Source organism: Pseudomonas sp. RIT288, assembly GCF_000631985.1.
Classification (GTDB): domain Bacteria; phylum Pseudomonadota; class Gammaproteobacteria; order Pseudomonadales; family Pseudomonadaceae; genus Aquipseudomonas.
The window spans coordinates 564,643-577,077 of the sequence record NZ_JFYN01000034.1 but is presented as its reverse complement, the minus strand read 5'-3'; the positions used below and the strand labels follow the sequence as shown (position 1 = coordinate 577,077).

Below are 12,435 nucleotides of genomic sequence, written 5' to 3'. Positions count from 1 at the left end.
TGCCGCAGGCTGCGATCTTTCGATCTTGTCTGTTAAAACAAAATCAGAAGATCGCAGCCTGCGGCAGCTCCTGCAGGAGGTTATGCAGTAGGGCGCAGCGAGTAGGTTTTCAGCTGGTCGGCGAATTCACGCAGGGACTGGATGCCGCTGGCTTCGGCCTCGTGCACCCATTCCTTGATGGCGGCGAGCATGTCGTGACCATTGGCGCTGGTCTTGACCCAGATCTGCTGCAGGGCCAGACGTTTTTCGTAAATGACCTTCAGCGCCTGACTGTGCTCGAGCATGTTCTGGATGCGCAAGTGATGACGGTCTTCCAGCAGGCTGGTTTCCCGCGACAGCAAGCGTTTGGCCCGATGGAATTGATGACGTACCGAATGATCGACCTTGTCCAGCTCCTGCTTTACCAGCGGGCCGATGACCAATTTGCGGTACTGGGCCATGATCTGGAAGCGGTTGTTGAGGATCGCCATGGCGGTGTCCATGTCCAGACTGCCCTTGCCTTCGACGCGGTGGGCGATCGGCGCCACACGCTGCACTTTGGCCAGACCGAAGAAGCTGAAGACCTTGATCCACGCCCAGCCGAGGTCGAACTCCCACTTCTTCACCGACAGCTTGGCCGAGTTGGGGTAGGTGTGATGGTTGTTGTGCAGTTCTTCGCCGCCGATCAGGATGCCCCACGGCACCAGGTTGGTCGCCGCGTCGCGGCATTCGAAGTTGCGGTAGCCGATGGCATGGCCCAGACCGTTGACCACGCCGGCGGCCCAGACCGGAATCCACATCATCTGGATCGCCCAGATGGTGATGCCGATGGTGCCGAACAGCAGCAGGTCGATGACGCCCATGATCGCTACGCCGAGCAGCGGATAGCGGCTGTAGAGGTTGCGTTCGATCCAGTCTTCGGGGCAGTTCTTGCCGTAGATACGCAGGGTTTCCGGGTTCTCTGCTTCGGCGCGATACAGCTCGGCGCCTTTGCGCAGCACGGTGGACAGACCCTTGATGACCGGGCTGTGCGGGTCATCTTCGGTTTCGCATTTGGCGTGGTGTTTGCGGTGGATGGCGGTCCACTCGCGGGTGTTCTGCGCCGTGGTCAGCCACAGCCAGAAACGGAAAAAGTGTTTCAGGCCGGCATTCAGCTCGAGCGAGCGATGGGCCGAGTAACGATGCAGATAGACCGTGACGGCGACAATTGTCACGTGGGTCATCAGCAAGGTGACCGCGACCAGAGACCAGGCCGACAAGCCAAGAAAACCTTCGTACCACATAGGCTATAGGGCCCTCGATAAAGATAAAAACAGCCGTTGCATTATCACCAAGCACACAGATAAAACCAGTCGCCCTTTCAGATAAGAGTCGCTGGATGTTTCTTGACCTATAATTCCAGCCTTTTTTGTAGGGACATGGACAGCCGAATGCCTGCCACTTATCGCGATGCCTTGCATGCAGCGCTGCTCTATCTCGTGCTTGCCGTCGTCTGGCTGCAAGGCACTGGTTATTTATTAAACAATTTCTTCGATGAGTCCGTCGATCAACTGCACTGGCAACTGATCAACGGTTACGTCTGGGCGGCGCTCAGTGCCGGGATGATTTTCCTGGCCCGTGTGCGTTTGTGTGAGTTTCTCGGCATTGGTGCGCGGTTGCGCGAGCGTCAGGCCGATCGTGAACGCCTGCGCCAGGCGGCAGCGGTGTTCGATTGCACCCGCGAAGGTGTGCTGGTCACCAATCGTCAGGGCCTGATCGTGCATGTCAACCGCGCGTTCATGGAGATCACCGGCTATCAGCGTGAAGAAGTCCTTGGGCATCAGCCAAGCCTGTTCAAGTCCGGCCACCATCCGCCGGGCTTCTATCAGGCAATGTTCGCCACGCTGGAGAGCGAGGGCGAATGGAGCGGGGAGATCTGGAACCGGCGCAAGAGCGGCGAGATTTATCCACAGTGGCAGACCATCCGCGTGATTCACGATGATCAGGGCCGCCTCAGTCACTACGTGGCAGTGTTTTCCGACATCAGTGCGATCAAGGACTCCGAACACGAACTCAAGCACCTTGCCCACCACGATCCGCTGACCGACCTGCCCAATCGCCTGTTGTTCAGCGACCGCGCCGAGCAGGCGCTGGCGTCGGCGCAGATCCACAAGCGCGGCTGCGCCCTGCTGATGATCGATCTGGATCACTTCAAAATGATCAACGACAGCCTCGGGCACAACGTCGGCGATCGCCTGCTCAAAGCAGTATCGGCGCGCCTGCAGGAATTGTTCGGTCCCGGGATCACTCTGGCGCGGCTCGGCGGTGACGAATTCGCGGTGCTGGCGGAGAGTTGTCCACAACTGGTTCAGGCGGCGGCGCTGGCCCAACGCATTCTCGATGCGCTGAAGGAACCGTTCGGTATCGACCGGCATCAGCTGTTCATCAACGCCAGTATCGGTATCAGCCTGTTCCCCAGCGACGCATTGAGTGCCGATCAATTGCTGCGCAACGCCGACGCCGCGCTGTTCAAGGCCAAGAGCAGCGGGCGCAATGGTTACGCGTTGTACACCGAAGAGCTGACCGCGCATGCGCAACAACGCGTTGAGATCGCCTTCGAGCTACGCCGCGCGCTGGAGCAGCAGGAGTTGCGGGTCTATTACCAACCGGTTCACGATTTGCGCAGCAGTCGCCTGATCGGCGTTGAAGCGCTGGTGCGCTGGCAGCATCCGCAGCGGGGGCTGGTGTCGCCGGCGGAATTCATTCCGATTGCCGAGCGCACCGGGCTGATCGACGAAATCGACGCCTGGGTGATGCGCCAGGCGTGTTTGCAGATGTGCCAGTGGCAGCAGGCCGGGATTGTGTTGTCGTTTGTCGCGGTGAACGTGTCGTCGCGCTTGTTTGCCCGGCGTGAGCTGTATCAGCAGGTGGCGCAGGTGCTGCACGAGACCGGGCTGGATCCGGCGTATCTGGAGCTGGAGGTCACCGAAAGCGCGGTGATGGATGACCCGGAAGTGGCGCTGGAACAGATGCATCGCTTGCGTGAGTTGGGTATTCGCCTGGCGATCGACGACTTTGGCACCGGGTACTCGTCGCTGCTGCGGCTCAAGCGCTTGCCGGTGCAGAAGCTCAAGATCGATCAGGGTTTTGTCGCCGGTCTGCCGTGGGACGAGGATGACGCGGCGATTGTTCGGGTGATCGTCGCGTTGGCCCGCAGCATGGGCATGCAGGTGCATGCCGAAGGGATCGAGCAGGCCGAGCAGGCGGCATTTCTGCTGGAGCAGGAATGTGATCTGGGGCAGGGCTACTGGTTTGGGCGGCCGGTGCCGGCGGGGGAGATTGATTGGGCGCGGGTACCGTTTATCGGTTGAGTCCGATTCTGTGGCGAGGGAGCTTGCTCCCGCTGGACTGCGTAGCAGGCCCAAAAAAACGGCGAGCGCTTCGCACTCGAGCGGGAGCAAGCTCCCTCGCCACAGGGGTTGCGGTGCTCTTTCGTTGCGGGAACACCGCGCAAACCCTTGCTCCGTCAGATAATGTTTTCTAGTTATATAAACATTCTTAAATAGTCTTTTTAAGAATATCTGCGCCTCTCTTATATTGCTTCCACGCCGAACGCAGTGCCGCCCACTGCCAGGCATATCCCATTCAAAGGAGCAGCACCATGAGCGCATCCCTTCGCAGCGTTGACGGTCAGGACGAAACCACCATCTTGCGTGAAATCCAGAGCGCCCTGCGCGACCTGCGATTTGGCGCGGTGGAGATCACTGTGCACAACGCCCAGGTCGTGCAGATCGAACGCAAAGAGAAATTCCGTTTGCAGCAGCCGGGTAACAAGCCGAGCTGAGCTGAAGATCAAAAGATCGCAGCCTGCGGCAGCTCCTACAGGGGGCTGTGTGTGCAGGAGCTGCCGAAGGCTGCGATCTTTGGATGAGCAACCCGATTCCAGCAACACATAAGAAAAAGCCACCACCAAGAATTCCAGGAGCTTTCACCATGTCGTCGATTCGCCGTTACGCTTTGGCCGCCCTGGCCAGTGCTGTGTTTGCCGGTTCCGCGGTTGCCAAGGATTACGAACTGCTCAACGTGTCGTACGACCCGACGCGCGAGCTGTATCAGGACTACAACGCCGAATTCATCAAGTTCTGGCAGAAGGATCATGCCGGCGACACCGTGAAAATCCAGCAATCCCATGGCGGTTCGGGCAAGCAGGGCCGCGCGGTGATCGACGGTCTGCGCGCCGACGTCGTGACCCTGGCGCTGGCCGGTGACATCGACGAAATCGCCAAGCTCGGCAAGACCCTGCCCGCCGACTGGCAGAAGCGTCTGCCGGAAGCGAGCACCCCGTACACCTCGACCATCGTGTTCCTGGTGCGCAAGGGCAACCCGAAAGGCATCAAGGACTGGGGCGACCTGGTCAAGAACGACGTCTCGGTGATCACTCCGAACCCGAAAACCTCCGGCGGTGCGCGCTGGAACTTCCTCGCCGCGTGGGCCTATGGCCTGAAAGCCAACGGCGGCAGCGAAGAAAAAGCCAAAGAGTACGTGCAGACCCTGTTCAAGCACGTTCCGGTACTGGACACCGGCGCCCGTGGCTCGACCATCACCTTCGTCAACAACGGTCAGGGTGACGTGTTGCTGGCTTGGGAAAACGAAGCGTTCCTGGCACTGAAAGAAGACGGCGGCGCTGACAAGTTCGACATCGTTGTGCCGTCACTGTCGATTCTGGCCGAACCACCGGTGGCGGTGGTCGACAAGAACGCCGAGAAGAAGGGCAACGAGCAGATCGCCGAAGCCTATCTCAAGCACCTGTACAGCCCGGCCGGTCAGGAGATCGCGGCGAAGAACTTCTACCGTCCGCGTGACAAGGACGTGGCGGCGAAGTACGCCCAGCAGTTCCCGAAACTGGAACTGGTGACCATCGACAAGGACTTCGGCGGCTGGAAAACCGCGCAGCCGAAATTCTTCAACGACGGTGGCGTGTTCGACCAGATCTATCAGGCGCAGTAATCTCACCCTTAACCAGCCTGATGTTTGGGCACATGACATGTGGGAGCGAGCCTGCTCGCGAAGGCGGTATTTCAGGCGACAAGCACGTTGACTGATACTCCCTCTTCGCGAGCAGGCTCGCTCCCACATTGATGCGTTTTTAACCAAGGACTTTTATGTCGCGTCGTATCTCCCCCGTCATACCCGGCTTCGGGCTGACGCTGGGTTACACCTTGGTGTACCTCAGCCTGATTGTGCTTATCCCGCTGGCGGCGATGTTCGTCCACGCCGCCCAACTCACCTGGGATCAGTTCTGGACGATCATCACCGCGCCACGTGTGCTGGCAGCCTTGAAGCTGAGCTTCGGCACCGCGCTGTGTGCGGCGATCATCAACGGCATCATCGGTACGCTATTGGCCTGGGTGCTGGTGCGCTACACCTTCCCCGGACGCAAGGTGATCGACGCGATGATCGACTTGCCGTTCGCCCTTCCGACGGCGGTGGCCGGTATCGCCCTGACCGCGCTGTACACCCCGACCGGTCTGGTCGGACAGTTCGCCGCCGATCTCGGTTTCAAGATCGCCTACACCCCGTTGGGCATCACCCTCGCGCTGACTTTCGTCACGCTGCCGTTCGTGGTGCGCACGGTGCAGCCGGTACTGGCTGACATTCCCCGTGAAGTCGAAGAAGCCGCCGCCTGCCTTGGCGCGAAACCTTTGCAGGTGTTCCGCCATATCCTCCTGCCAGCGCTGTTGCCCGCCTGGCTGACCGGTTTTGCTTTGGCGTTTGCCCGGGGTGTCGGCGAGTACGGCTCGGTGATTTTCATCGCCGGCAACATGCCGATGAAAACCGAGATCCTGCCGCTGCTGATCATGGTCAAGCTCGACCAGTACGATTACACCGGCGCCACTTCCATCGGCGTGCTGATGCTGGTGGTTTCCTTCGTCCTGTTGCTGCTGATCAACCTGTTGCAGCGGCGCATCGAAACCCCATAAGGAGGCGCGAACCATGTCCCAATCGTCTATTGCGGCCGCGTCCTCGGCCAACGCTGCACGGCGTGGCAGTGCTACTTCGCGGCGCGTGCTGATCGGTCTCGGCTGGCTGATCTTTTTTCTGTTTCTGGTACTGCCGCTGTTCATCGTGGTGTCGCAAGGTTTGAAGAATGGCCTCGGCGCATTCTTCACGGCGATCTTTGAACCGGACGCTTTGTCGGCGCTGAAACTCACGGTGATCGCCGTGCTGATTTCGGTGCCGCTGAACCTGGTGTTCGGCGTCAGCGCCGCGTGGTGCGTGAGCAAATATTCGTTCCGCGGCAAGAGCATGCTGGTGACGCTGATCGACCTGCCGTTCTCGGTATCGCCGGTGATCGCAGGTTTAGTCTACGTGCTGATGTTCGGCGCCCAAGGCCTGTTCGGGCCGTGGCTGCAGGATCACGACATTCAGATCGTCTTCGCCCTGCCGGGCATCGTGCTGGCGACGATCTTCGTCACCGTGCCGTTCGTGGCCCGCGAGCTGATCCCGCTGATGCAGGAACAAGGCACGCAGGAAGAGGAAGCCGCGCGCTTGCTCGGTGCCAATGGCTGGCAAATGTTCTGGCATGTCACCGTCCCCAACATCAAATGGGGCCTGATCTATGGCGTGGTGCTGTGTACCGCGCGGGCCATGGGTGAGTTCGGTGCGGTGTCGGTGGTTTCCGGGCACATTCGCGGGGTGACCAACACCTTGCCGCTGCACGTCGAGATCCTCTACAACGAATACAACCACGTGGCCGCGTTCGCCGTGGCGAGCCTGTTGCTGATCCTGGCGCTCTTCATCCTGCTGCTCAAGCAGTGGAGCGAAAACCGTATCAACCGCCTGCGCGCCAGCGCCGCGGAGGAATAATTCATGTCGATCGAAGTGCGTAACGTCAGCAAGAATTTCAATGCGTTCAAGGCGCTGGACAACATCAGCCTGGACATCCAGAGCGGTGAACTGGTGGCGCTGCTCGGGCCGTCCGGTTGTGGCAAGACCACGCTGCTGCGGATCATCGCCGGCCTGGAAACCCCGGATCAGGGCAATATCGTGTTTCACGGTGAAGACGTCTCCGGCCACGATGTGCGTGATCGCAACGTCGGTTTCGTGTTCCAGCACTACGCCTTGTTCCGCCACATGACGGTGTTCGACAACGTCGCGTTCGGCCTGCGCATGAAACCGAAAAACCAACGCCCGAGCGAAAGCCAGATCGCGACCAAGGTCCACGAGCTGCTGAACATGGTGCAACTGGACTGGCTGGCGGATCGCTACCCGGAGCAACTGTCCGGCGGCCAGCGTCAGCGTATCGCCCTCGCGCGCGCGTTGGCGGTGGAGCCGAAAGTGCTGCTGCTCGACGAGCCGTTCGGCGCCCTCGACGCCAAGGTGCGTAAAGAGCTGCGCCGCTGGCTCGCGCGGCTGCACGAAGACATCAACCTGACCTCGGTATTCGTGACCCACGACCAGGAAGAAGCGATGGAAGTCGCCGACCGTATTGTGGTGATGAACAAGGGCGTGATCGAGCAGATCGGCTCGCCGGGCGACGTCTACGAAAACCCGGCCAGCGATTTCGTTTACCACTTCCTCGGCGACTCGAACCGCTTGTTGCTCAGCGACGACAACCACGTGCTGTTCCGTCCGCACGAAGTGTCGTTGTCCAAGCATGAGCTGGAAGATCACCACGCCGCTGAAGTGCGTGATATCCGCCCGTTGGGTGCGACCACGCGGGTGACGTTGAAGGTGGAAGGGCAGGCCGATCTGATCGAGGCCGAAGTGGTTAAGGATCACGACAGCCTGATCGGTTTGGCCAAGGGTGAAACGCTGTTCTTCAAACCGAAGGTCTGGCAGAAAATCGCCAATCTCTAAAAGCAAAAGATCGCAGCCTGCGGCTGCTCCTACATTGGAATGCGTATCCTCTGTAGGAGCTGCCGCAGGCTGCGATCTTTTAAAGCGGCCTAAGCCGCCGCTTTGCGATTCGGATTGACCCGCACCACCCCCGCCCGCGCCTCGATCTGTTCTTTCAACTCATGGCGCATTCCCAGCAGGAACGCCAGTTCGGCCACCACGAACAACGGCCCGACAATCAACCCGCTGACATCATCGACAAATGCCGGTTTGCGTCCTTCATAGTGGTGCCCGACAAACTGGATCACCCAGCCAATCACAAACATCGCCAGGCCACTGCTCAGCCAGATCATGGTGCTCTGCTGCGCCAGCGTGTGCCCGGCCCAGACCGACAGCCCCATCAACAGGGTCATCAGAATGCCCAGCTTCAGTTCCAGGCGCAGGTAGAACCACGCCGACGCCAGCGCCAGCAGCACCGCCGGCGATACCCACAAGCCGCCCAGTGACCATTCTGGTCGCGACAACAACACCGCCACCGCCACCACGATCAGCGGAATGCCGATAAAGTGGCTGGCGATGTTGCGCGGGTCGCGATGGTAGGCGGCGTATTGACTGAGATGGTCGACGAGGCTTTTCATTGTTGTTCCTCCTATAGGGTGCGTGCAGCATGCCTCGGGTTCGGCATTCGCTCTGTCAGGCAGGCGACAATTGGGAGAGATCATGGATAAGCGTTCACGGCTGATGACCGGGCAATGGTTCAGTCATCTGCCTTCATCCTTTCAGGATAGTCTGCTGGCGGCGGCCCGGGAGCGGCGGCTGACGGCGGGGCAGCGTTTATTCCAGCGCGGTGATGCGCCGTGCGGGTTGTACGCGGTGCTTGATGGCGCGATTCGTATCGGGGCGGTGAGCGAGCAGGGCAAGGAGGCGTTGCTGAGCCTGGTGGAGGCGCCGCACTGGTTCGGCGAAATCAGCCTGTTCGACGGCCAGCCACGGACTCACGATGCGTATGCAGTCGGGCCGTGCATGCTGCTGAATATCCCGCAGGCCACGCTGCTGAAAATCCTCGACGAACAGCCGGTGTACTGGCGCCAACTGGCGTTGCTGATGAGCCACAAACTGCGCCTGACCTTTATCAATCTCGAACAGTTGAGCCTGCTGCCGGCTCCGGCACGCCTGGCCCATCGCTTGTTGATGATCGCCGAAGGCTACGGTGAAATCGATGCGCCACGTCGGGTGCTGCAACTGCCGCAAGAGCAGTTGGCGTCGATGCTGTCGCTGTCACGGCAGACCACCAACCAGATCCTCAAGGATCTGCAGGCGCAGGGGGTTATCGGGCTGGGGTATGGCGAGATCGAGATTCTCGATGCCGAGCGATTGCGCGCGCTGGCGACAATTTGACGGGCACCTGAGATCCCCTGTGGGAGCGAGCCTGCTCGCGAAAGCGGTGGGTCATTCAACGGTGATGTCGACTGAACCGACGCCTTCGCGAGCAGGCTCGCTCCCACATTTTTGATCTGTGTTGATTCAGGAGCCGCGATAGGTCGAGAAACCATAAGGGCTGAGCAGCAACGGGATGTGGTAGTGCTGATCAGTCTGCTTCACCTGGAAGATCACCGGGATCTCCGGGAAAAACGTCTCGCGCTTGTTCTTCTCGAAATACTCGCCGGTCTTGAACACCACCCGGTATTCGCCCGCCTCGAAAGGCTGTTTGGCCGGGAACAGTTCGGCGATGCGCCCCTGTTCGTTGGTGGTGCCCTGGGCCAGTGGTTGCCAGTTCTGGCCGATGTGTTTTTCCAGCGTCACGTTGACGCCCGGCGAGGGCAGGCCGTTTTCCAGGTTGAGCACGTGCACGCTCAGCGGGTTGCCGGCGGCCAGCGCCAGGCTGGAGAAGGCACTCAGGCCGAGTGCGGCGAAGGTCATGCGCAGGGTAGTCATGGTCAGTCTCCTTTTTGGGAACGGGTGAAGGTCAGGCCGGCCTTTTCGGCGGCCTTGATGGCACAGCTTTCGTCCTGCTCGCCGCTGCCGGAACCGGCCACGCCCATGGCGCCGACCAGTTCATCAGCGGCGAATAGCGGGATGCCGCCGCCGAGCAACAGCAGCTCATCGAGGGTGTTGAGGTTGGCGGTTTCCGGGTTGCTGCGGGCGCGCTCGGCGAACAACCGGGTCGGGGTTTTCGTCGATAGCGCGGTGTAGGCTTTGCGCTGGCTGGCAGCGGTGTTGTGCGGGCCGATGCCGTCGCCGCGCAGGATCACCAGCAGGTTGCCGCCACGGTCGAGTACCGACACCGTGGCGGTGCAATTGCTCAGCGCGGTGTCGACCAGCAGGCGTGCGGTTTTCAGATCCAGGTCGGCGTGACGCGGCAGTTCAGGGGCGGCGAAAACGCTGGTGCTGAGGCCGAGGGCGAGGCTGGCTGCAAGGTATTTGGCGGTCATGAACAGGCTCCGAAAGCGAAGGGCATCACCTTAGCCGCCGCTCTTCGTCAGAACCCCGTCAGTCGGATTACAAGTTTGTAATGGGCAACGCCGCCGAAGGCGCCTAGCCTGTGTGTCTGATCAATCGAGGTGTGCCATGCGTTTGCTGGTCGTAGAAGATGAAGCCAAAACCGCGAATTTCCTTGCCAAGGGGCTGGGCGAGTCGGGGTTTGCTGTGGACGTGGCGCTCAATGGCCTCGATGGGCGCTATTTCATCGAGCAGCAGGAATACGACCTGATCATCCTCGACGTGATGTTGCCGGGCCTCAATGGCTGGCAATTGCTGCAACTGATTCGCCAGCGCGGCGCCACCCCGGTGCTGTTCCTCACCGCCAAAGACGCCATCGAAGATCGCGTGCGCGGCCTCGAACTGGGCGCCGATGATTACCTGCTCAAGCCTTTCGCCTTTGCCGAATTGCTCGCGCGGGTGCGCACGCTGTTGCGGCGTGGACCGCTGCGCGAGGCCGAGTCCTACAGCATCGCCGATCTGGAAATCGACGTGCTACGGCGTCGGGTCAGCCGCGGCGGCCAGCGCATTGCCCTGACCAACAAGGAATTTGCCCTGTTGCAATTGCTCGCCAGCCGTCAGGGCGAAGTGTTGTCACGCACGTTGATCGCTTCGCAGGTGTGGAACCTGAATTTCGACAGCGACACCAACATGGTCGAAGTTGCCGTGCGTCGCCTGCGGGCCAAGGTCGATGACCCGTACATGCCGAAACTGATCCACACCGTGCGCGGGGTCGGCTATCAGCTGGAGGCGCCCGACGATGCGGTCTAGGTCGATCGCCTGGCGTCTGGCGCTGGCGTTCGCCTTGGTTTGCGCGTTGGTGTTGAGCGCGATTGGCGTGTTTCTCTACCGTTCACTCGACTCGGAGATCGCCTATCGGGATGATCTGGCGTTGCTTGGCCGTCTGGAACAAGTGCGCGCCTTGCTCGCCGACAGCGACAGCCTCGGCGCCTTGCAAGCGCGGCCACGTCTCTATCAGAACATGCTCGGTAACCTCGACAGCCTGCTGTTGGTGCGGCGGGCCGATGGCTCGAACGTGATCGCGATCAACCCGCGCCAGCGCGACCTGCCGCCATTGAACGCAATCGCACGCGAGCAAATGCCGCAGCGTCGCGATGTGCTGATCTGGCAGGCGCCGGATGGCGCCGAGCTGGCGCTGTTATCCGGTGAAGCCCAAGGGCCGAACGGAGAACCGCTGACGGTGATCGCCGGCAAGGTGCTCACTGAGCGTGAGCAGATGCTCGCCAGTTATCGCTTGCGCCTGTACCTGTCCGTCGGACTTGGCGCGTTGCTGGCGTTCGCGTTGGGCCTGGTTTTGCTGCGCCGTGGTCTGCACCCATTGCGCCAGTTAAGCGCGGCGGTGCGTGGCATTGATCTGCGCAGCCTCGACCAGCGTCTGCCCGCCAGCGGCACCCCCGCCGAACTGCTCGAACCGGTGCAGGCGCTCAACGGCATGCTCGCGCGGCTGGACGACAGCGTGCAGCGGCTGTCGCAGTTTTCTGCCGATCTGGCCCACGAGATCCGCACCCCGTTGCACACCTTGCTCGCCAGCAACGGCCAGGCGCTGAATCACCCGCGCAGCACGGCGGAATATCAGGAGCTGCTGGCCTCGAACATGGAAGAGTTCGAACGCCTCAAACGCATGGCCGAGAACCTGATGTTCCTTGCTCGCGCCGAACAGGCGGAGCGCGCGCTCGACTTGCAGACACTGGATCTGCACAGCGTCGGCAGCGAGCTGTGCGATTACTTCGAAGCCCTGGCCGATGATCGCCAGTTGCGCCTGGAAAACCGGCTGCACGGCGAACTGTTGGCCGATCAGCAACTGCTGCAACGTGCCCTGGGTAATCTGCTGGCCAACGCGGTGCGTCACGCCGATGAAGGCACGCCGATCAGCCTGCGTCGCCACGATGAGCCGGGTGTGTGCTGGTTACAGGTACACAACCACGGCCCGGTGATCGCGCCAGAACATCTGGGCAAACTGTTCGACCGCTTCTATCGCGTCGATCCTTCACGGGCGCAACCAGGAGATTCCGGTGGGCTGGGGCTGGCGATTGTGCAGTCGATCATGCTGTTGCATGGCGGGCAGGTCAGGGTGAGCAGTGATGCGAGTGGCACTGTGTTTGAGTTGGGTTTTGTCCTGAGCCCATGATGCGCCGTGCA

The 12,435-nt window shown here is 60.9% G+C and carries 13 protein-coding genes; 9 read left to right on the top strand and 4 right to left on the bottom strand.

Going from position 1 to position 12,435, the window contains the following annotated elements:
* Positions 1-80: 80 nt before the first annotated feature.
* Positions 81-1,262, bottom strand: a complete 1,182-nt coding sequence (desA, locus tag BW33_RS21345; protein WP_047601028.1) for a delta-9 fatty acid desaturase DesA — start codon at positions 1,260-1,262, stop codon at positions 81-83.
* Positions 1,263-1,409: 147 nt separating this feature from the next.
* Between desA and dibA the strand changes: the two genes are divergently transcribed.
* From dibA to BW33_RS21315, 6 genes are all read left to right on the top strand, one after another.
* Complete coding sequence (gene dibA / locus BW33_RS21340) at positions 1,410-3,329, top strand: phosphodiesterase DibA (protein ID WP_047601027.1); 1,920 nt, start codon at positions 1,410-1,412, stop codon at positions 3,327-3,329.
* Between the two features lie 290 nt (positions 3,330-3,619).
* Positions 3,620-3,802 (top strand): sulfur starvation response protein OscA, encoded by a 183-nt coding sequence (gene oscA, locus BW33_RS21335; RefSeq protein WP_003220508.1) that lies wholly within the window; start codon positions 3,620-3,622, stop codon positions 3,800-3,802.
* Positions 3,803-3,951: 149 nt separating this feature from the next.
* A complete protein-coding gene (locus BW33_RS21330) occupies positions 3,952-4,965 on the top strand; it encodes a sulfate ABC transporter substrate-binding protein (RefSeq protein WP_047601026.1) in 1,014 nt (337 codons plus the stop codon).
* Between the two features lie 155 nt (positions 4,966-5,120).
* Complete coding sequence (cysT, locus tag BW33_RS21325; RefSeq protein ID WP_027611147.1) at positions 5,121-5,939, top strand: sulfate ABC transporter permease subunit CysT; 819 nt, start codon at positions 5,121-5,123, stop codon at positions 5,937-5,939.
* A 13-nt stretch (positions 5,940-5,952) separates the two neighbouring features.
* Positions 5,953-6,825 (top strand): sulfate ABC transporter permease subunit CysW, encoded by an 873-nt coding sequence (cysW, locus tag BW33_RS21320; protein ID WP_003220512.1) that lies wholly within the window; start codon positions 5,953-5,955, stop codon positions 6,823-6,825.
* 3 nt (positions 6,826-6,828) lie between these two features.
* Positions 6,829-7,818, top strand: a complete 990-nt coding sequence (locus tag BW33_RS21315) for a sulfate/molybdate ABC transporter ATP-binding protein (protein ID WP_047601025.1) — start codon at positions 6,829-6,831, stop codon at positions 7,816-7,818.
* Positions 7,819-7,907: 89 nt separating this feature from the next.
* Here BW33_RS21315 and BW33_RS21310 read toward each other — a convergent pair whose 3' ends face one another.
* Entirely contained in the window at positions 7,908-8,435 is a 528-nt protein-coding gene (locus BW33_RS21310) for an Mpo1 family 2-hydroxy fatty acid dioxygenase (RefSeq protein WP_047601024.1), read from the bottom strand.
* Positions 8,436-8,517: 82 nt separating this feature from the next.
* Between BW33_RS21310 and BW33_RS21305 the strand changes: the two genes are divergently transcribed.
* Positions 8,518-9,195, top strand: coding sequence for a Crp/Fnr family transcriptional regulator (locus BW33_RS21305; protein ID WP_047601022.1), 678 nt, complete (start codon positions 8,518-8,520; stop codon positions 9,193-9,195).
* A gap of 126 nt (positions 9,196-9,321) precedes the next feature.
* On the opposite strand, the gene uraH is transcribed toward BW33_RS21305, so the two are convergent.
* Positions 9,322-9,732, bottom strand: a complete 411-nt coding sequence (uraH, locus tag BW33_RS21300; protein WP_047601020.1) for a hydroxyisourate hydrolase — start codon at positions 9,730-9,732, stop codon at positions 9,322-9,324.
* 2 nt (positions 9,733-9,734) lie between these two features.
* A complete protein-coding gene (locus tag BW33_RS21295) occupies positions 9,735-10,229 on the bottom strand; it encodes a GlcG/HbpS family heme-binding protein (protein WP_047601018.1) in 495 nt (164 codons plus the stop codon).
* 136 nt (positions 10,230-10,365) lie between these two features.
* Here BW33_RS21295 and BW33_RS21290 point away from each other — a divergent pair, with 136 nt between their 5' ends.
* Both BW33_RS21290 and BW33_RS21285 read left to right on the top strand, forming a co-directional pair.
* Positions 10,366-11,046, top strand: a complete 681-nt coding sequence (locus BW33_RS21290) for a heavy metal response regulator transcription factor (RefSeq protein WP_027611153.1) — start codon at positions 10,366-10,368, stop codon at positions 11,044-11,046.
* Positions 11,036-12,424 (top strand): heavy metal sensor histidine kinase, encoded by a 1,389-nt coding sequence (locus BW33_RS21285; RefSeq protein ID WP_047601017.1) that lies wholly within the window; start codon positions 11,036-11,038, stop codon positions 12,422-12,424. Before BW33_RS21290 ends, BW33_RS21285 begins: the two co-directional genes overlap by 11 nt.
* Positions 12,425-12,435 lie beyond the last annotated feature (11 nt).